Below are 21885 nucleotides of genomic sequence, written 5' to 3'. Positions count from 1 at the left end.
TCCTAAAAAATATTTTGTTTTCGAATTCATCTGTCTCCATTTAGTAGATATAAAAAAATCGTTTGTATGAGACAATTTTTTAAAAGTTATAGGATGGTAAGAACCTTGACTCAAGGCTCCATTATAAATAATTGTATAGCTGATAATTATGCAGAAAAATTAGATGTTTACGGTTTGATTATTACCCCTCGATGTGATTTAGCTCATGAGGGTAAAGTAAATACAGTACATTATTTACCTATTGTGGATTTTGACGATTGGTTATGCTGTGATGGAGAGGCATATCTTCTTAACAAATGGGCAGTAAAAAATAAATATAAATTTGAGCAATTGTGTAAAAAACATAATATTCCATCTGATTTAAAGGAAAAAGAATTATATGTTAAAATCGCAGAAAGAATTTTCACAGAAAAATCTCAATGTACTAATTTCTTAGAAAAGGTTGATGTGTTATTCTGTTCTGACAAGCAACGGCACAAGGCTTTTGAAGATTATTGTCACAAGGAAGATACTCGAAACACGTTAATTTCTAATCTTTTAAAAGACGAGTTACCTGCATATTATTTGATAGATGATTGGGATACAGCAAGAGCAACCCCAAAAATTATCCTTCTTAGAGAATTAAAACGAATAAGTTACGAGACATCACAAAAAATAAGCAAGGGTATGTATGCTTCAGACATAAAAATGGCAATTGATGAACTAAAAAAGGTCTCTCCTGATAATGAAATTTATCATGTATGTGCAGAAGTTAATTCACCATTTATAGAACATATTATGCAAAAATTTTCTCATAATTTCTGTCGAATAGGTGTTGATGATAGGGATTTTATACCAACTTTTGAAATATTATCAAATAAAATGAGAATATTATGATTATGGATTACAATTATATATTTTTAACCTACGATGCTTTATTGGAGTTTGCTTCAGGCAGAACTTTCCAAAGTGCTGAATTTTCTCAAAGTGAGCAACTTTGCGAAATCCTTATGAGAAAAGATAGAAAGTGGAGTCATCCTAAAATCTTTATTAAACATATAGAGAATAGAGGGATTATTTTCTATACCCATTCTATAGATAAGAAAAGAGGGCTTTTGTATGATTTGTCAACTTTTTCAGGGTTCAACCAGCAAAGTTCTGAATCTGTTATCACAATTTTTCAAAAAACAATCAAGTATGCGATTCATTATTTTGATAAACAGCCATTGGCACCTTGTGAATATAATCTGTCTGGTGATATTGCTATAGTTTATCCATATCCATTTACGGCAACGCATAATGTTGAAAAAGTTTTGTTGGATAAAAATTCAACAAAACAGAATAGAAAAGAGCAGAATTTTTTGGTTGCTTATTATTTTGGAACAGATACGGGTACTTTTGTACAAACTAATTTAAATAAAGCAGTCACAGACTTATTATCTATTTCAATTGTCGATAATTTAAAAGAAACAGAGGCTGTGGATAGTTTAATCGTTTCAAAAATAGAAAAGCCAAATCTGTCTATAAATTCTCCTCTACATTATGATGAATGGAATAGCTATTTGACTAAAACGCAGCGAAATTTTATATCGCGTCCACTTAAAGGTGCAGAACGTCTCGAAGGTCCTGCTGGTTCAGGTAAAACCTTATCTCTTATTTTAAGATGTATTTATCTTTTAGAGAAATCAGTTCGAGATGGAAATGAATATAAAATAATATTCATAACTCATTCTCTTGCAACAAAAGATAGAATTCTAGATTTGTTTTATGCAATCTATCCTACTATAGATAAATATCTTGAAACTGCTGATAGTCATCCAAGTGTTTCTATATTGATTACGACATTGCAGGAGTGGAGTAAAAATAACCTTGGAGGGAATATTGTTTATGATACGGAATTAATTGACAAGGATGCTGGAATTTCTAAAGGTTATCAACTGATGATGATAGAGGAGGCATACACTCAGTTGAAATGTAATGAATGGAAGGGATATGAGATAATTTGTTCGAAAGATTTTGTTGATTTCATAAATAAAACCCAACTTAGTGACATTTTGGATTTGCTTCAATATGAAATTTCGGTTGTTATTAAAGGACGTGCTGATGGTAATTCGGAGAAATACAAACAAATAGAACGCCCAGTATTAGGATTGCCGTTGAAAACTGATGAAGATAAGATGTTTGTTTTAAAAGTTTTTGAGAAATATCAGCAATCATTGGAACGCAGCGGACTTTTTGATACAGATGACATAACCCTTTCTGCGCTTGGACAATTAGATACACCTATTTGGAAACGACGTAGTATTAGAGAGGGATATGATGCTTGTTTTATTGATGAAGCTCATTTGTTCAATTTTAATGAATTATCCGTTTTTCATTATTTAAATAAGCCGCAATTAAAGAATCATATAGTGTATGTTTTGGATAAATCGCAAAACTCTGGTGAAGTTGGATTTACGGAAAATGAATTGTCTACTTTGGAGGATGTTCAAACTGTAAAAACAAAACTTAATACAATCTTCAGATCATCTCCGGAGATAGTAAATCTAGCATTCAATATACTTTCTTCTAATGTGGCACTTTTTGCTCATTTTGAAAATCCATTGGATTATTGCTCTTCTTCATTTACATCGGAAGATGATAAGAAATGTATTAAACCGACCTATACTCTTGCTGCAACTGATGAAGAAATGATTTCTCGTGCAATTTCTGATGTTGAAACATATTGCAATAAGCATAAGGTAAGAAGGTCAGATATATTAATTGTGACTTCGGATCTACAATTACTTAATATTTTGCTTAAAACCTTGAAAAATGCAAATAAGCCTCACATCGAATTACAGAGTAGGAATGATTATAATACAGTAAAAACAGCCATGAATGACAATAAATATATTGTTGGTGGAATAGACTATGTAGGAGGTCTTGAATTTGATGCTGTATTTATTTTAGGTGTAGATAAAGGAAGGGTACCTCCTGAAGGTAAAGATAAAGGAAATCATTATCAGTTTACTAACTTTGCTTGGCATAATAGGATGTATGTTGCAATCTCCCGTGCAAAATATTATGTAGCTCTCTATGGAAACAGTCAGAATGGCTATAGTGCTGTGTTAGATACAGCAAAAAATAATGGCATTATCGATTGTGAATAGAATCAATAGTTAATAGAAAAGCTCATAGCGGTCCAAAGGAAACACCACAATTCTCACCAAGCCTCTCTTCCCTCAGGGACGAGAAGATGTAACCGCCCTCCGGTACTCGGAACCGCTACGCTCTAAGGATGGCGGGGCATCAAAGCCCTCGCCAAATTGTGCGGGATGGGACCGCCTTGCTATAGAGGAAGATAATTCTGCTGGTTCAACTACTGCTGTTACTTCTTCTGCCTCTACTGCTTTAGTTGTGGTGCAGAGAGAACTAAAATATTTGGGATTGTGGAAGTTTGCAAGGGCTGTGATGTATGTGTTGCATGAGACATTGGGACTATCAGAGGAGAAGATGATAGCTCCAATGGATGAGAAGCGAGGAAGGTTGTTGCTGGCAGAGATACTGAATGGTGGTAACTTCGGAAGGCATTTCACCAAGTATGGACATTTCACACAACAAGGAATGGCAAAGAAGTATTTCCTGAAGATTTGGAGGAACATGCACTTCGTGAGATATTATCCTGCTGAGGCTTTGAGTGAGCCTATTTTCAGAACTTTGCACTTCTTCTGGAGACTTAAACACAGGAGGTAATCTCTTGGAATCTTCTTTTCTTGAAGCCCTGCTCGGGCTTGAAAGGTCACGCGGATTTCGCAGATGACGCAGATTTTCTTCTTTGCTGTTTATTAGTCCCACAGATTTCACAGAATTCCACAGATTTTTGCCCTATGCGGGCTGGGATTTCGCAGATAATGCAGATGACGCAGATTTTTTTTGCAGCTCATCTATCATCCATCACGATTTTTATATAAAAATCAGATAAGTCGTTGATAGTTAATGGAATCGCATGCGTGACTGATGGGCTAAAATGGGGCTTTATCCCTCACGCATCAATCACGATTTTGGCTTTATCCCTCACGATTTTGCTTATGCTGTAAAGCAAAAAGACTTTTTTGCGATTGAAACTGGCTTCACTTGCATTTGGAGTAAGCTTCATTTGATTTTGAAATAAGCTTCATTTCGAATTGGTTTGGGGCTCAGATAAAGTTTACGTGGGGCTCTATTAAGGTTTACGTGAGATTCACTTCGGATTCAAATGAGGTTCAGTTCGATTTCTTTCTGTTCTTCTAATGAAGCGTAAACGAATTCGTATTTATACCTCGTATAAATCAAAAAACAGTGTAGTGTAGTATTTGAAATCACATATTTACAACACAAACTATTACTAATGGAAAAAAGAAAAGAAAGAATAAACAACTTAGAGGAAACTCCTCATTCACAAAGGACAGTCTTAAATTTGCAGAGAATCATGACGAAGCTATCCATCTTCAGATACGAAGGACATAACTATCTGGTGCCCTTCCTCATCATCAGCAGCCTCTTCTTCATGTGGGGCTTTGCCCATGGCATTCTCGAGGTGCTGAATCCGCATTTCCAGGAGTCGTTCCATATCAGCAAGGCGATGTCGGCCTTGACGCAGGCTGCTGTCTATGGTGCCTACTTTCTGATGGCGTTGCCTGCCGGATGGATTATCCGGAAGTGGGGCTACAGAAGGGGTGTGATAACAGGACTGGTTCTCTTCGGTATCGGTGCCCTGATGTTCATACCGGGAAGCAGAATCAACAGTTTCTACTTCTTCGTTCTGTCGCTGTTTGTGATAGGATGCGGACTGACCTGTCTGGAAACGAGTGCGAATCCTTATACTACGGTATTGGGACATCCTGACAAGGCAGAGAGCAGAATCAACCTGTCGCAGTCGCTCAATGGTATCGGATGGATTGTAGGACCGCTGGTTGGCGGTCAACTCCTGTTCTCGGGTGTCAATATCGCCATTCCTTATGCCCTGGTGGGTATCTTCGTGCTTGCTGTGGCACTGGTCCTGTCAAGGATTAAGTTGCCGGACCCAAGGAGAGCGCATGAGGCGGATACGAACGAGATGGTGGAGGAGAAACCGATGCGAGTGATGGCATTCGGTTTTGGTATGCTGACCTTGTTTCTCTATGTGGCTGCCCAGACGGGTGTGAACAGTTTCTTCATCAACTATGCAGAGGAGAGTATTCATATAGAGAAGCAGACTGCCAGTCTGTATCTCGCCTTTGGCGGAATGGGTCTGTTCTTTATCGGCAGGTTGGCTGGTGGTGTCATCATGAATTATGTCCAGCCAAGGCTGGTGCTGCTGGTCTGTGCCATCCTCACCTTTGTTGCCACATTGATTGTGGTGGTATGTAGCGGAACTTTATCGCTCATTGCGTTTTTCGCCCTGTATCTGGGAGAGAGCATCATGTTTCCGACTATCTTCTCGCTGGCATTGAGAGATGCGGGTACTAAGACCAAGCTTGCTTCTTCGTTGCTTATCATGACGATAGTGGGTGGTGCGGTTGCTCCTGTAATCATGGGGTATATTGCGGATACTACGGGGAGTATGGCGATTGCATTCCTTATACCGTTAGTATGTTATGGGGTGATTGGAGGGTATGCACTGTCGAATCGCCACGTTCCTCTTTAGATAAAAGGAGGATTTTTCGAAAATCACCCCGTCCCTCTTTACCCTTAAAGAGGGCTCCACCTTTCTCACCAAGCCTCTCTTCCCTCAGGGACGAGAGGATGTAACCGCCCTACAGTGCTGTATTTGCCCCACCTGTCCCTCCCCTGCGGGAGGGTCCTTAACCCACTCCCAAGCCCTCGCCCTTTCCAAAAGGGCAAGGGATGTAACCGCCCTCCGGTGCTCAGAACCGCTTCGCTCTAAGGTTGGCGGACCATCAAAGGTCTCGCCAAGTTGTGCGGGATGGGACCGCATGGGGAAAGGTGGCGGAGAATGTGATAAGTCTGATATGTTGCTAAAACCCTATAATAAGTATCGTGCTGTATCTTATGAGTTGGATGCATACTAAAGAAAAAAATAAGAATAAAAGATATTACTTATGGACACATCTATAAAAATACCTCCTTCGTTAATTTCTAAACTTGAACAAGTCAAGCTTTATATGGCGAAAAGACGTGTTACTGCTTTCATTGGGGCTGGTTTCAGTCTCAATGCGGAGATGCCGTCTCATGTAAAGATGAAGACCTGGGTACAGTTAAGAGAAGACTTCTTGAATAAACTGTATGGAGATGATGAAGAGGCAAAAAAGGAGGACCACAACGATGTTGTTCATTTGGCTTCGCTTGTTGATGCAGAGTTTAAACGCAATGAACTTGATGAAATTTTAGAGACCGCATTGCCTGATAAGCTGATTAGACCCGGAAAACTTCATCGAATGTTGGTAAGGTTGAGGTGGCGTGATATTCTTACCACCAATTATGATACTCTTATAGAAAGAGCGGCAGAGGAGGAAGTGCAAGAATATAAGTTGGTAACGAATAAAGAGACATTACTCTACCAACCTTCACCTCGCATTATCAAATTGCATGGAAGCTTCCCAAACATCCGCCCTTATATCATGACCAAGGAGGACTATCGCAAATATCCGATGGAACATCCTGAGATGGTGAATACGGCAAGACAATGTTTCTTGGAAAGTCTGATGTGCTTGATTGGCTTTTCTGGTGACGACCCAAACTTTCAGTCGTGGATAGGGTGGCTTAGGGATGTGATAGGTAGAGACAGAATATGTCCGACCTATCTTGTAACATTCAGGAAAGGTTACCATGAAGCAGAAAAAGCTCTGATGGCTCAGCTGGGTATTGATATCATCAATCTTGCAGAAATTCCCGGTATAAAAGATTTCAAAGAGGCTTATTCCTTTTTTTTAAAATACCTGTTGAAATCCCAGGAAAATCAGGAATGGGATGGTAAGATAGATGTTTTTGCTTATCATTTTAAGGATGGTCAAGAAAAAGAAGGGATGGAGGCTTTAATCGAGCAGATGACTTCTGTTAGGCAAAGTTATCCAGGTTGGATGGTTCTTCCTACAAGGTTCTATGATAACTTTAAGGATGCAAGTGAACGTGTCATGTTTACGAGAGGGTACTTTGGCAAGGTACAAGGTGAGTGGAATCTAAAACTTCGATTTCTTTATGAAATGGATTGGAGGTTGACGATTTCGTGCACTCCTAAGAATATAGATTGGCTTACTCCAACTATAGAAGATGTTATAGGCCATATATTGTCTCCAACAGATGAGGAACGAAAGATCATAATTGAGCTAAGGTTGTCGCTATTACAGATTTATCGTCTTGAACACAATAAGGAAAAGTTCAATAAACTTTGCGAGTTATTGTTGGCTGATCCGATGAATCTTCCCAAGGGATATGTTATTTATCAGCAAATATTATATGCTCAGACTTTGCTGAACTATAAAAAAATCCAACAGTATCTTGCGGATTGGGATACTGACTATGGTGAGTATGTGGACTGCATCCATAAGGCAAGTGTGCTTCTCATGATGAATAGTAGTAGAGATGCATATGATATACTGGATAAGTGTAGAACTGAACTGAGTAAGTCTTTGATTACTTATGGGGCAGACGCTTATATAAGTTCATGTTTAGTACATGTATTGGAACTCTTGTGCTATTGTAATGGCAATAAGTATAAAATACCAGAGCAGCTGCGGCAAGATTTAACAATGGATGATTTTAATATCTATTGTTGTAAGAAAGCTTATGAGAGACAACCTGAGCATGGCTTCAAGGTGGTTCATAATTTCAAGTTAGGGTCTTATTCCAACTCATGGAGTATGGGACCTGGTGGTTTTGTTTCTGATTACTTGTATCCGCAACGCTGGTTTTCCTTCAAGGAAAAGATAGGTATGGCATTTAACGTTGTTGATGATAAATTTTATCTATACAGTGTGGATAAGATGTTTAATTATGATTGGCATTTTGCAATGGACAAACTTCTGGTTACATCTGATGGGAAATTTGTCAAAGAAACGCTAACAAGGAAACATCTTTCGATGATTAGCAGAGATGATGCAAATAACTTCTTTGATTCATATATTGAATATGTGGAGCAGTTTGATGCTATAGTGAATCCTCTTCTTAGATGGATAGTTTATAATAATCTGGTTCATATTCTTGGTAGATTATGTTGTGTTATTACTGAAGAACGCATACTAAGATATGTAAAGGCTTTGATGGCATTTGATGAGCATGTTGTAAGTGAGATTATGGGCTATGTTTATGATTCTGTTAGCTCGGATAATCTTCCAAGTGTAATTTCATTAGTTCTTAAGAATCATGAAGTCATGACACCTTATAGTAGTGGAGTTTCTCTTCCGACGAAAAGAGGTGTTTCATATCCGGTAGAAAAGAATCTCTTGGACAAAATCTATGAGGGATTCAATTCTAAAAGTGAAGAAGAGCAAAGTCGTTCCTATAATTTGTTGAGTATTATATGGGATAATAAAATGCTTAACCAACGGGATAGGGTGGAACTGGAGTCTGCGGTAAGGGTATGGAGGTCTACAGCTTATTCCGCTGATGTCCTTTTTTCGTATAATCTTATAAAGCCTCATGAAGATGAGGTTGTAAGATTGAATGAATTGATAGCGAAATGTGTAGATGATTTCTGTATTGGTGATTATACTTTTAAAGGATCTTCTATTCCTTTGAGCGATTGGGTTGATAAACTTGAGAAAGTATGTATTCAAAGTTCCCGATTGACAGAAGAGCAAGCCATAAGAGTGTTTGAACATATTGAAAAAATGCTTTTTGTGAATATTGATGCTTTTACCAAAGACGATGGAGATAATATCGTCTTTGGGGGTATAAGGTCTAACATAGATATGATTATGAAATTGGTATCAAAGTTTGTATGCAAGCATACTGATGATATTATTGGTAATGATAATTTATGGATGTTCAGTGATATGTTACAGAAACTATTGAAGAAAGGGTATCATTGTTTGCCGATGCTGGTATGGTTAACTTCTGGCCGGGAAACCTTGTTGATGGATGATGAAATGAAGGAGCGATTAAAGAATAGTTTGTTTTCTAAAGAGCCTTCTATGAGAGGACAGACCATTTCCGCAATTGTTTATGCTTGGAAGAACTGGAATAATGATATAACAGAAATCTTGGATCATATGTTTTCTGTATTGAAGGTCATTCAAGATGAGCGTGTTGTCGATAGTCTGATATTGATAGAACGGCTTTTGATGGAAGAATTTGATTCAGATTTGTATTTTGGCAGTAAAGTGGAATCGCTGTTAACTAAGATACATAATAATGTGAACGACTATGATCTGGAAACAGATGAAAAAATAGAGTTATGCTATCATGCAAACTTTATAGCAGGAGTAGGAAGTGTGAAATATAAGAATCGAACATTGCTACCATTGAACTTTCCATATTTCGACCAAAATGAGTCTGGATTTAATGATGTATTCTTGGGATATGAAAGAGGTAAGCAAATAGCAGAATCTTAATGATATTATTTTATGGGAGAAATGATAAATCTCGCTACTGTCTGGATTTTATCCGGGCAGTAGTGATGATACACATATAAAGAATAATAAAATGCAGTTTGATATTAATAATAAATTGATGGATTTGTCTTTACTCTCTAATGGTGATGACAATTTCTCGTTAGTTTCAGATTCGGGTAAAGTATACCTGAAACTGAAGGCTGATGCCCCTGGACATTTGGAATATGACTTACCTTCTTTGTTTGCTGAATCTGAAGAGGTTGTTGCAAACAAATTGGATGAACTGTATAAGGTTTTCTTACAAGATTCTTATACGGGTATCGAAAGTGATGAAGATGAGAAAATTACCGATCCGTTTAATCCTGAAGATATCTCCATTGAAACTAGGGTCACGCCAATGGAGACGATCCTTAGAAGAATAAAACAGGGTACTCTGATCCTTAATCCGGATTTTCAAAGAAAGGAAGTGTGGACTGACGTTAGAAAGTCGCAGTTGATAGAGTCTATACTTCTGGAAATTCCTATACCTATGTTTTATGTCTCGTCTGAGGAGGATGGTAAATGGACTGTAGTAGATGGGCTCCAGCGAATTAGTGCTTTCCGTGACTTTGTGCTTGGAATAAATTTTGTGAATGGCAGAAAGGCAAAGGAAGAGGGGGCTGGTATGAGACTTACCGGTTTGGAGTTTCTGAAAGAATTGGAAGGTAAGCAAATGAAAGACTTGCCTACCAAACTTTATAATAGGATATTAGAAGCTGAATTTTCTGTTACGGTCATTAATCCTGGTACTCCAGAGGAAGTAAAGAGAAATATCTTCAAAAGAATCAATACGGGTGGTATGCCTTTGAGTCCTCAGGAAATTAGAAATGCTCTTTATGGTGGAGCTGTTTCTGTACTTTTGAATGACATGTCTGAAGAAAGGATATTTAAAAGAGCTACGGGTAATTCTGTTAAAGATTTACGGATGGAAGATAAGGAACTGTTGTTGAGATTTTTGTCTTTTGTCATTCGACCTCCTCATACTTATAAAAAGACTCAATCAATTGATACTTGGCTTTCTGATACCATGATAATCTATAATTCCTTTCCTTCCCTGAAGAACAGGGATTTGATAAGGCGTGAAAGGGAGGGTATGGTCTCTGTGAGTGATGTGCGAGTACTTTCAAAAGTTGAGATTTTGGATATCTTTCTGATTGCTATGAGACGGGCACGCAAAATGTTTGGAGATCATGCTTTCAGAAAGAGTTATGGAAATATGAGAAGAAGACCTATCAACAAATGCCTATTTGAAACATGGGGCGTTTTGTTGGGGAATATGTCCGATATGGATTTTACGAAGCTTTTTGTCCATAGGAATCAGTTTATGGATGACTATTCTAAGTTGCTGGATGATGAAAAGTTCATCATTGCAATATCCCGTGACAGTATGCGCCCTAGCTCAGTAACCCTACGTTACAATACATTAGAAAAATTAATTAAAAATTATACGCTATGATTACAAAAATAGAATTAAAAGGGTTTAAGTCTTATGTGGATTATACATTTGAATTGAAACCATTAACGATATTGACTGGTTTGAATAGCAGTGGCAAAAGCTCTGTTATACAAGCTATAAGGATGATGGATAACATGAGCAGCCGAGAGAATGGCGGTTCTCATGTCTGGAATCTTGGGCTTGGATCGGATTCTGAGCTTGTAAATCCAAATTGTGGGAATTTCCAAATTTCAGCTTATTTAAATCATCAGGAACCTACTTGTTTTGTGTATAATAGTTTAGGGATGGATAATTGTATAATCCCAATGCCAAAATGTATATATGTTGCGGCAGATAGATTGGGGGCAACTCCTACTATTCCCATATATGTAGACGAGGCTCTTGGAGGACGTGGTGAGAACGTTCTGAGACGTATAGATCATTTCAGGGATGAGCAGCTGCCTGAAATGTTGCGTGGAGATGCTGAGGGAACCACTTTGAATTATGTTTTGAGATATTGGCTTCAGAAAATATCTCCAGGGGTGAAATTTGATTATCGTATTGAAGAGAAGGCTGATGTGTCTTATTCTTTATATGACAATCACCGTTCTGCTAATGTGGGATATGGATTGAGCTATTCCTTACCTGTCATTGTAGCCTTGCTAACCTCAACTTTGGAAACTGGATCTATTGTGTTGATTGAGAATCCTGAAGCGCATCTTCATCCACAAGGACAGGCAGAGATGGCTCGTTTGATTTGTCTTTGTGTTGAAGCCGGTGCACAGGTAGTTGTAGAAACGCATAGTGATCATTTGTTTGATGGCGTTAGAATCTATGCCAAAGAGAGTGAGAATCATTTTGCAAATAAAGTTGCAACTTTTTGGTGTCAGTTGGATGATAACCGAAATACACAAGTAGACAGATGTCAAATCCAGGAAAATGGCAGATTGGATCATTGGCCTGAGCATATGTTCGACCAGTTCTTGTTGGATTCAGAAAAATTGCTGTAATTTATGGGAAAGGTATTTTTGCTTAATGAACTTATGCCTGAAGAAGAAATTGATGGCGTAAATGTTCAGAAGTTATTTGTTGATACAATAAAATCTTTTTCTTACTTGTGTGCCGAAAGGAAACTTGACATAGAAAAGAAAATCTTGACTGTTAAAGAACCGCAAGAAACTTTTATATGTGGTAGCACCTTAAAAAAAATGATTTCGGATATTGGTGATAGGGATTTGAAAACTTATGCCATGGGCATGTTCTTGCATGGACAGATACTGGCAGATCAATACCATGTTGATAACTGGCCTGATGATTTGGTGGATGACATTCTGTATCTTACTGATGGCAACGGAAAAGATGCAATGAATGAAGGTATTGCCAGTATTTGTTCATGGGGGTTATTGTCTCTTCCTGTTTCAGAAGATTTTAAAAGGGATTATTTCGAATTTAAAGGCAGACAGGCTTATCAAGTACTAAACTATTATGGACAGAATAAGAAAAATATAGTGTATAGCATTCTTGACTCAGATGAGTCTAAAGAGGCGATGGAGTTAAAGCTACAATATGCGCTTGATCTTTATCAGATACATTTGGCAGATGAATTTAAGGAGGTTTATACCCGAATGCGCGTAAATGAGCGAGAAGTTATGATTTCGAGATTGGTTACTGCCCACGAAAAGAAATGCTTGATAAAACAGGTAAAAGACGACAATTTACTTAGAGAGTGTACTTGTACTAATGATAAGCATATGTTTGAACTTAAATCTAACAGTGAATTAGGCATACGCTTCTTCTTTAAAATTTTCGACATGAATCATATCGTATTTTCTTTAATAGGGCATAAGAGTGATTATGGGGATAAGTCTAAGAAGAAAAAAGGTGCAACGGCTCAAAATAAGGATATGATGCGTGCCTTAGATATAGCTAATCACTATATGGAGTCGAAAATACTGAAGTAAATCGATGAGTCCACTTTGAATAGAGGCTTATTTTGAATACAGTCCGATTAGTGTAGTCCATCTGTTTGCGTGTAGCAATGAACTTTATTCGTCCTAAGCTGGTGCTTTCGGACTTTTCCCTGTTTGTTGTTGCTCTGCATGACGATTGTGGGTGAAGCGGTTGCTCCGATAATCATGGGATATTGCGGATACTACGGGGAGTATGGCGATTGCCTTTCTCATACCGTTAGTATGTTATGGGGTGATTGGAACGTATGCGTTATCGAATCGCCACGTTCCTCTTTAGATAAAGGAGGATTTTTCGAAAATCACCCCGTCCCTCTTTACCCTTAAAGAGGGCTCCACCTCTCACCCCTGCCCTCTCTCCTCAGGAGCGAGGGAGGAAACCGCCCTACAGTGCTGTATTTGCCCCACCTGTCCCTCCCCTGCGGGAGGGTCCTTAACCCACTCCCAAGCCCTCGCCCTTTCCAAAAGGGCAAGGGATGTAACCGCCCTCCGGTGCTCAGAACCGCTTCGCTCTAAGGTTGGCGGACCATCAAAGGTCTCGCCAGGTTGTGCGGGATGGGACCGCCTTATTATAGCTTGCTGAGGTAGGGAATAGCAGGTTATAGTTTACAGTTAATAGTTTATAGTTTACGGTTGATTTCGTGGTTATTTGCTGATAACTTGCAGATTTCTTGTTAATTTCTTGGTGGTTTCGAGAAAAAAGCGTAACTTTGGCGGCAAGTTATATAAACTAAATAATAGGAGATAAGATTATGGCAATAGCTATTAAAACAATTCCAGTATTGACTGGTGATGTTGCAGAGCGCTTTATAGAGATTGCAGAGAGTAGTAGAAATACTGCCACAACTGTAATTCCTGAAGGTGCACAAGATGCAATCCGTCGTATGATGGAACGCTCAAAAAATGTAAAGATTAAACTTCCTCTTTAATTAAATTGGCTGGTGAATAATTATCAATTTGATATTATGGAAAGATGCGACTTCATGCCTTTGACCGCAGAACTTGCATCTTTGCCTTTTTGTTGTGGTGAAACAGAAGGAGATAAAGACTTGGAAGACTTCTTTCATCACAATGCCTTGTTGTATGCTCAAGAGCGACTTGGTAAGACTTATTGCTTTGTCAACAATGAAGGTGAGTTCTCTGAAATCGTTGCATTCTTTACTGTATCAAATGATAGTGTAAAGACAACTTTTATTCCAAAACCTTCTGCTAATAAGGTTCAACGAACTATACCAGGTCAAAAACATCTTCGTACTTATCCTGCCGTATTATTGGGAAGACTAGGGGTTAATAAGAAATATCAAGGACGAAATTTCTTAGTTGGTCAACAAGTGATGAACTTTATCAAGACGTGGTTTGTACAGGAGGATAACAAAACAGGATGTAGATTCTTGGTTGTTGATGCGTATAATCAGCCAAAAGTTCTTAGCTTTTATGAGCGCAACAAGTTCAAGTATCTATATGCCACAGAAGAATTAGAAAGAGCAGAACAGCATTTTCCGGAAACTTCTCCGGTTTATACCAGGCTCATGTTCTTGGATTTATTGCATACTCAGATATTGGAATGTCCTCGGGTAATTATATAATATAACTTGCAGATTTCTAATGATTTTCTTAGTGATATACAAAAAATGACGTTATGGATGAAAATGAATATTACTTGCAATTGATAAAGGGAACTTATGATAATGTAAAGAATTGTGTTTGTCAAAGGCTAACCCGCATAAATTTCAATGCAGACTTATTTAAGCTAGAGGAAAATGCGTCTGGAAATGGAGAGCCTTATCTTGTTGTTTCTTATGATTCTAAAGCTTATCTTATTATTAGACCTTATCGTAGAAGTTATAGAAACTTGTCAGGACAATTATGTTTAAGGACTAGTATTTCTCTTATCCGAAAAGATGATGCAGCCTGGTATAATAAAGAGTATAAAACTGTTACGGTTTCTGTGAATGAAAATATGGTATGGAAAGTAGATAAAAAAGAATATGATACAGATACTTTCCTGAACCATTTTTTACCTGTAATGGATGAGCAAGTTTGTGAGATAATAAAAAATGATTTGTCCACTTTAGATTTTTCCATAGATGATATACTCTTTGATACTATGAATCAGAGATATGTTTTGAATGTGGATTTCTTGGATTTTCTCAACCCTAAGACGGATTATAAAGGGCCGGAATTGGTCTTGTGTAAGTATATGTCTCTGGATACTTTTTTGTGTATAGCACAATCTAATAGCATAAGGTTAAATTCTGTTGTTTCTATGAATGATTCTTCCGAAAGTTTTTTCTTAGGTGATTATTTGTGCAATGCATATGATGATGTGAGACGAAAGAACATAGATTTTGATTTTTATCAAAAATATCCTGACGCATTGAGATTTAGTAAAATTATTGAGCATAAGAATTATCTTATAATGTCGTTGACAAATCGAATAGATGATGCAATGATGTGGAGGTTATATGGAGATAATGGTCGTGGCGTTTGTTTATGCTTTAGAGTTCCGACTGATCTAGTCAAGCCTATTATTTATATATCGGAAAAAAATGAAAAACTTAATTCTCTTAAGAATATTGTTTCTAGATGGCGAGACAAAAATATCAATGTTACATTTGGTGCAATTGATAAATATATGTTTTTTACCAAAAGTCTTCAGTTTGAATATGAGGATGAGTACAGAATATTGAAGGTGTGTGCAGACGATGACTTGAAAATAGCAAAATATGGTAATCTCATAAGCTTTTATAACGATTATAAGATTTCTGATTTAGCTATAAAACCGGCAAGTTTATATATAGGTAGTAATTTACCAAATAGAGATGTCAATTATCCGTTACTTGTTGATATTGCCAAAAGGCTGTTACATGTTTTTGCTGTAAATAACAGTAGTGTGGATCAGTTGCGTGTTTAGAATTCTTGTTTACTAAAGCTTCGTAAGTGAAAATTCACAAGCGTGATTTAACGTAATTTTGAAATAAAAAAGGCTCTGAAGTTTGTATATCTCACAGAAAATGAGTATCTTTATAATCATGGGTGTGATGGAACATATAAATATACGCTCCAGCCAGATTGGAGTAGAGAAGAAAGAGAACTGCAAGTTCACTACTTTGCAGGTACTCAACCTCCTCATGCTCTTCCTATTCTTCATAGTCAAGAATGCGAGTCGATACTCAAACTCGTACTGCCCCTTTTCTCGACTGCCACTTGCCAGTTATGAAGATCGGGCAGCCTTCAAGATCTTCGTCCTGGATGTCGGGCTTCTAGGTGCGATGTCTAATCTCAAGGCAACGACAATAGTGTCCGTTTCATCGTATGGCAGTTCATCCAATCCCCTTTTATCCTTGGCAGCCTGGTTTCTCTCCCAGATCCATTCGGTGGTAAGCGGAGTACCGACAACGATGGCAAGTTTCACCTCATAGTCAATCTATTTGTCATCTTATTCTTTCTTTTTGGTTATACCTTTATAATATAGTAATATGAAGGGAAAATTTCAAAAATAAGCGCCAATATTTTGAAAGAAAGTATTGGCGCTTGATTATTTAAATGATGTCAATCTTTTGCAATGAAAAGGGTGCTGAGTTAGAAATTGAATCTTAAACCAGCGTATAAGTTCAAGCCATCACGCTTGTATCCTGTAGGTTCAAAGAAAAATTTCTCCGGATTGTTATGAATACGTCTTTCTGTATTCTTGGCTACAGGAATCTTTATATTGAAAATATACTCTGCACCTACTACCAGCTGTATTGGATACATGATGTTGATATTCAATCTTGCACCAAGAGGGAAACGGGCTGAGTTAGAAGTAGCGCCCCTTGCGTATGAGGTATCTCTTGGACCAGCTTGTGATCTGGTAGGGCCATTTGGTGATGCTTTTTTAGAAATGAAGAACATTGTTTCCCATTGTGCTAAAGCGTATGGCTCGATTTCGAGGCAATGAGCAAACTCGTAGCCAATACCATAACCAAAACCTAAGTTGGTAATGAGTGGACTGTATACAAGAGCTCCATTATCTGTAGAATAGAGACGCTTTTCAGACTTCTCGTATCCACCCACACCAAACATCATGATGAAATATTGAGAAATTCCGGCAGGACTCAATTTGAAACGGTGATCGTAAGTGAAGTTGAGGTTGCCGGAATGATCCATATAATTGGCAGAGATTGTCCAACTGGCATTTTGGCTTGGCTGGTATACTGCGATATCACCTCTTTTGTAAGACGCCTGTCCACCTGCAAAGGTATAGAGATTGGCAATGCTATCCATTACGTTGCAAGCTCTGGCAGTACTTACTCTTGAAGAATACAATTCTCCATTTTTCTCCTTGGTACGGTAGATGACGACTTTATCTCGGTCATCAATGCCATTAACATAACCGATATTCATTCTGAATGGGTGGCGACTGATAACCTGACCACGAATGGCAAAAGCGGGAACCTCTGTAGCAATCTTCCTCAGAGTCTTTATTTTTAATTTCTGGACAGTAGACTGAGTCTGGCCATTGTTGGATTTCAAAGTGTAATTGTCATTCTTTGCCACTCCTGATGCTATATAAGAGATGGTTACTTTTATCTGATTATACTTCTCCATGTCGTTCCAGCTATTGAATACCTGCTCGAGTATATCCTTATTGATGTTTATTTTGTATGCACTCCAGCGGGCCTTGTCGCCTAATCCTGGTCTTTCTTTGATACATTCGTTGATGAAGATGTATTGGTTCTCCAAGATTGGCAAATAGTCTTCCTTCAGAATATTTTCCTTGCCAATAACACCGATGGCAGCACGTTCATCGTCTGCCTTGAGCACGTTTTTAAGCGCAAGGTCTTTCAACTTTTCTTCAGAAAGTGATGTTCCGTTATAATCGAGCAAGGCATCCAGTACCTTCTTGCCAAGATTTGACTGGTTCCAATATTTGCATATTTCCTTTGGCGACATATTTTTAGGACAATCAGGAGTAATGCCTAATGAATAGAACTTTTCTGTATTTTCTAAAAGCTGGTAATCACCTGTGATTCCCACGATGTTGCTCTTTGAATCATAGAATACTTTTTTCTTGGCAGAGAGCGGAGTGCCCATGATGCATAATAGCAGGATGGCAATCAGATATTTCATATTGTTATATTTCATTGTTGTAATTGATTATTTTGAATAAACTGGACGGATAAGGATACAACGCCTTGCAGCTTCACATTGTACGATGGTCTTCTCTTCTGGGTCGAACTCATATACATCGTAATATTCCCCATTGTCTGTTATGGTGCCTGCTCTATCTGATGTGTTATAGTTTAGGCTAAAATGTGGAAGTATGATTCTCTTTCCGGAAGGTCCTGTTATGAGCCAATAAGTATCATGGTCCTCCCATTGACATTTATCAATAAGCTCCTGCCATTCTGCCTTTGTTGGTATATGCCAGTCTTTACCCATATATTTGGTCACAACATCATACTTAGGATTTCCTGCTATATTCTGGGGAGAGTTCTTGTCGCTATTAGAGACTTGTGGCCAGTCGTCGAGTGCTCCCCAGGCATAGCTTCCTCCCGCTTCCTTGATGTTCTCATAAAAAGAAACGGAATTGTGATGAAATTTTTCTACTGCAGAATTGTAGGCATTCTTCATTTCTGTTACGTATCTATCGTAGGCATGATATTCCTTTTGAAGCTTTTCCATATCCAGATATTCCAAGTATTCATCATAACTCATGATAGCAGGATACTGCTGGTTATACTCCTTGGTTCCCGGACGTTCTACATAGGTGATTTCTTCCTGTTCCTTTTTATATAGGTCATTGGCACTGATGTTTCCATCATTATCATTCAATGGATTGTTGAAATTATTGGTTGCCCACTTTACAGATAGACCCAAATCTACATATCCGTAGTATCCATCTCTACTACCATTATTTGATTTGATATAGTCAGTATAGCCATTTGGCATCAGGTATATGTAATCCTTATCTTCTTCGATATCTTTATCTGCCACTTCTTTCTTTGGTTCAGGTATGGCTTTGATAGCTTCGATAAGTTCTTGATTTCTTGTGTCTTGTGCCACGAAAACTTCCATATCGCTATCCTTGCATGATGACAAGGATAAGATTCCTCCAAGTGTGAGGAATGTAAATGCAATGTTCTTTTTAAAAGAATGATTCATATTACTGTTTATTTTATATTTTTTGTTATCATCTTAATCTGCTTCGGTTTTACCACCAGTAATAGTAGCGGTAAACAACCTTAGGACGGCTGGCTGCATAAGCTTTGGCTACAGAAGCAGCGGCACGGATGGTTGCCATCTGAACATCTTTCTCGTTTTGTGCCTTTTGAGCTTCGAGCCTAAACTCGCGGTCGCTTACGGCTTTGATCCTTGCTGCCATTTCGTTTTGCAGGTTCTTGGCTTCAGCTTGAACTTTAGCTGATGGAGATTCCATATTCTCCAATAATTCCAAAGCCTTGCTGGCTCCGTCTTCTGTAGGATTTGCACTCCATGCTGAGCGGGCTTGGCGAACAATGTCCAGATTCTTCTGTTCGAGCGAAGTTCTGCCATATTGAGCTATCAGAGATTGAGCGGTCTGGAAATCCTTATTGCTCATCGGAATAGCAAAGAGCATATTGATGGCATCTTCATATTTTCCTGAGGCTGCGGTAGATTTGGCAGTCTGAATGATATTGCCCGACATTTTATCGTAATAGTTCAATATCATTTTCTTGCCTTTGGCGATTGCTTCCTGCAATTCTTCCTGCTTAGGATTTACCTTTCTGATGGCGGAAGAGATTGCTTGGTCTTCTGAATTTCCGATACCTTTTACGTCACAGTTATAGCTGGAGTAAAGGGTGCCGTCCAAACCGTCACCTACATAAATACCGACGTTGATTTCTACAGCATTCTTCTGGGGAACCGTCTGGGTCTGACTGCTCTTCAGCTTTTGGATATGGGCTGTGATGATAAAACGGTTGTCAAATCCAGCTCCCGACATGCCATTTGCTGTTGCTATCTGTTGCAATTTGCTGATCAGCATAGAGTTGGCATTCTGGCCTAAGTTCTCTGTCTCAGGCACATAAGGGTTGAGGCTGATCAAGCCAATATCCTTTGTTGTTTGTGCCATAGTGCTAAGCGCAACACAGAATGTTGCGCTTAGGCTGATTAAAAAATGTTTTATTTTCATTTTGATAGATTCTTTTTAAGATATGTTTATTTGCCTCCCAATATAACGTATGTCTTACCGATACCGATAGGTTTGGTTGCAACAGATATGCCAAATTGTGAGAGGAATGAGGTGATAGGTTTGATGAAGCTATCCATATTGATTGCTCTAGGCTTACCGCCAAACTTGCCTTTGCTAAAGAGAGGGAAGCGTACCTGCTCATAAGAGAGGCGGTTGCGCGTATTTCCATTCTGGGTGAAAGAACCGTTCACAGTGTGTTCGTTCAGCCAATAGTCGATAACTTCGTTCAATTCGCCTGTTTCTCCATTCAAAGTAACCTCAGATTCGAAGTTTAGAGGGCAGTCGCTGGCAATCTTGAAGATGACAGAACCTTCACGACCATTGGTCGCCAAGTCTTCGAAATGTCTCTGAATACTTCCTGTGAAGTTGTCGATGAAACCCAATACAGATTCTTCGAGCAATGCAGAAATCGGAGCACCAGAGGCAGAACTTCTTCCGGTTTCACCGCCAATCTGCTTGCTTGTGGCAGCATCAATAGAGGTTACACGGAATTCTATCATGTTACGAGGGCCGTATGTGGTGCGTGTGAAGGCGATATTCACCAGAATATCAGCTTGAGCCACGCGGGTTAACATGTCGAGCTCATCTTCCACAATCTCGCCATCGGCTTTCGACTTGAAGCTTGTATCAAGCGCTTCTTCGTTTTTCAATTCATCCAAAGCACTCTGCAGGTTCTTGAGAGGATAACCGCGTTCTTGCATGATGCCGCCCATTTTGGTGATTACATTGAGTACGTCATCATTGAGAAGTGCCTTTTCGTAATCAGGTGATTTCGGGTCGTTGTCCTTCACAAAGCCTTGATTGATACACCAGGCTTTTTCTGGAATTACCATGATGATTGGTTTCATGGCTTTTGGACTGTTGATAGTCTCTACTGTAGATTGTGCAAAAGAGCTTACAGCAAAGATGAGAGCCATGAATGATAAAATGATTCTTTTCATTTTTCTTTTTAAATATGATTATTTATAATAATGTATAGTCTGTTTAGAAATAGCTATTGAGTGCTTTGATGATACCCTCATCTTCCAGGCGTTTGCGCAAGTTGTCGTACATTATTACTACATAGAGTCCCACTTTGCGGCCTTGGCTGGTTTTCACATTGTTCTCGCCAGTAGGATAGCCGGAGTTGGCATTCTGTACATAATTCATAAACTCGCCTTTTTTGAAGAAGGTATCAAAAAACTTTTTGTGCTGGTTGTAAGCATTCGGGTCTGTAACAAGTGCAGGTATCTTTCCGGCGATGTCGTTTCCTGCCACACCGGTAAAGATGCAGGCTGCTACAGCGTCTTGCATGGCTCTATCCATAGCTTTGTTTGGAGAACCAGCAATGCCCCATACTTTCAGAAATTTAGTACCCTGTTGGGCTACACGGACAATTTGTACTTCATAACTGTGGGTCATGTCGAAAGGATAGCTTTTGGCATGCACAGAAATCATAGCCATAATCATGAATACGGCTAAAAATACGATTCTTTTCATTATTATATTCATTTACTTTTGTTGTGAGTTATCTCTGTTCAAATAATTTTGGGTGCAAAGTTAATGAAAAAAAATAAAAGTAGATTGGTTCAAAACGGTTCATTTTTTAAAATGCTGTTATTTTTCTATGTTTTTTCTTTTTGCTTAGAAGCATCTCTTCTGAATCCGTCTCATCGTATGGCAGTTCATCTAATCCCCTTTTATCCTTGGCAGCCTGGTTTCTCTCCCAGATCCATTCGGTGGTAAGCGGAGTACCGA

Annotated in this window: 17 protein-coding genes; 11 read left to right on the top strand and 6 right to left on the bottom strand. The window is 38.5% G+C overall.

The window, feature by feature from the left end; translation table 11 throughout:
* Positions 1–66 precede the first annotated feature (66 nt).
* From V8Z93_RS14465 to V8Z93_RS14415, 11 genes are all read left to right on the top strand, one after another.
* Positions 67–876 (top strand): hypothetical protein, encoded by an 810-nt coding sequence (locus V8Z93_RS14465; RefSeq protein ID WP_439431956.1) that lies wholly within the window; start codon positions 67–69, stop codon positions 874–876.
* Positions 877–878: 2 nt separating this feature from the next.
* The gene (locus V8Z93_RS14460; protein WP_439431955.1) at positions 879–3131 is read left to right on the top strand and encodes a UvrD-helicase domain-containing protein; all 2253 of its coding nucleotides are present in this window, start codon (positions 879–881) and stop codon (positions 3129–3131) included.
* A 277-nt stretch (positions 3132–3408) separates the two neighbouring features.
* The gene (locus V8Z93_RS14455) at positions 3409–3714 is read left to right on the top strand and encodes a hypothetical protein (protein ID WP_439431954.1); all 306 of its coding nucleotides are present in this window, start codon (positions 3409–3411) and stop codon (positions 3712–3714) included.
* A gap of 715 nt (positions 3715–4429) precedes the next feature.
* Positions 4430–5626, top strand: coding sequence for a sugar MFS transporter (locus tag V8Z93_RS14450; protein ID WP_439431953.1), 1197 nt, complete (start codon positions 4430–4432; stop codon positions 5624–5626).
* A gap of 415 nt (positions 5627–6041) precedes the next feature.
* Positions 6042–9491 carry an SIR2 family protein gene (locus V8Z93_RS14445; RefSeq protein WP_439431952.1) on the top strand — a complete coding sequence of 1150 codons (3450 nt, stop codon included), beginning with the start codon at positions 6042–6044 and terminating at the stop codon, positions 9489–9491.
* A gap of 91 nt (positions 9492–9582) precedes the next feature.
* The gene (locus tag V8Z93_RS14440) at positions 9583–10986 is read left to right on the top strand and encodes a DUF262 domain-containing protein (protein ID WP_439431951.1); all 1404 of its coding nucleotides are present in this window, start codon (positions 9583–9585) and stop codon (positions 10984–10986) included.
* On the top strand, positions 10983–11975 hold the full coding sequence (locus V8Z93_RS14435; RefSeq protein WP_439431950.1) for an AAA family ATPase: 993 nt from the start codon (positions 10983–10985) through the stop codon (positions 11973–11975). Before V8Z93_RS14440 ends, V8Z93_RS14435 begins: the two co-directional genes overlap by 4 nt.
* Positions 11976–11978: 3 nt before the next feature.
* The gene (locus V8Z93_RS14430; protein ID WP_439431949.1) at positions 11979–12926 is read left to right on the top strand and encodes a hypothetical protein; all 948 of its coding nucleotides are present in this window, start codon (positions 11979–11981) and stop codon (positions 12924–12926) included.
* 758 nt (positions 12927–13684) lie between these two features.
* A complete protein-coding gene (locus tag V8Z93_RS14425; RefSeq protein WP_154482363.1) occupies positions 13685–13861 on the top strand; it encodes a hypothetical protein in 177 nt (58 codons plus the stop codon).
* A gap of 36 nt (positions 13862–13897) precedes the next feature.
* Positions 13898–14518 (top strand): N-acetyltransferase, encoded by a 621-nt coding sequence (locus V8Z93_RS14420; protein ID WP_439431948.1) that lies wholly within the window; start codon positions 13898–13900, stop codon positions 14516–14518.
* 53 nt (positions 14519–14571) lie between these two features.
* On the top strand, positions 14572–15846 hold the full coding sequence (locus tag V8Z93_RS14415; RefSeq protein WP_439431947.1) for a DUF2971 domain-containing protein: 1275 nt from the start codon (positions 14572–14574) through the stop codon (positions 15844–15846).
* A 300-nt stretch (positions 15847–16146) separates the two neighbouring features.
* Here the strand turns inward: V8Z93_RS14415 and V8Z93_RS14410 are convergent, their stop codons facing one another.
* The 6 genes from V8Z93_RS14410 to V8Z93_RS14385 all read right to left on the bottom strand — a co-directional run bounded on the left by V8Z93_RS14410 (position 16147) and on the right by V8Z93_RS14385 (position 21627).
* On the bottom strand, positions 16147–16347 hold the full coding sequence (locus tag V8Z93_RS14410) for a hypothetical protein (protein WP_439431946.1): 201 nt from the start codon (positions 16345–16347) through the stop codon (positions 16147–16149).
* Between the two features lie 167 nt (positions 16348–16514).
* Complete coding sequence (locus tag V8Z93_RS14405; protein ID WP_439431945.1) at positions 16515–18059, bottom strand: hypothetical protein; 1545 nt, start codon at positions 18057–18059, stop codon at positions 16515–16517.
* 12 nt (positions 18060–18071) lie between these two features.
* Positions 18072–19079 (bottom strand): hypothetical protein, encoded by a 1008-nt coding sequence (locus tag V8Z93_RS14400; RefSeq protein ID WP_439431944.1) that lies wholly within the window; start codon positions 19077–19079, stop codon positions 18072–18074.
* Between the two features lie 49 nt (positions 19080–19128).
* Entirely contained in the window at positions 19129–20028 is a 900-nt protein-coding gene (locus V8Z93_RS14395) for a hypothetical protein (protein ID WP_153113909.1), read from the bottom strand.
* An 86-nt stretch (positions 20029–20114) separates the two neighbouring features.
* On the bottom strand, positions 20115–21089 hold the full coding sequence (locus V8Z93_RS14390; protein WP_439431943.1) for a DUF6175 family protein: 975 nt from the start codon (positions 21087–21089) through the stop codon (positions 20115–20117).
* A 43-nt stretch (positions 21090–21132) separates the two neighbouring features.
* A complete protein-coding gene (locus tag V8Z93_RS14385; RefSeq protein WP_203051674.1) occupies positions 21133–21627 on the bottom strand; it encodes a hypothetical protein in 495 nt (164 codons plus the stop codon).
* Positions 21628–21885: the final 258 nt, after the last annotated feature.

Source organism: Segatella copri (assembly GCF_051861805.1).
GTDB lineage: Bacteria > Bacteroidota > Bacteroidia > Bacteroidales > Bacteroidaceae > Prevotella > Prevotella copri_M.
This window is presented reverse-complemented; position numbering and strand designations above follow the sequence as displayed.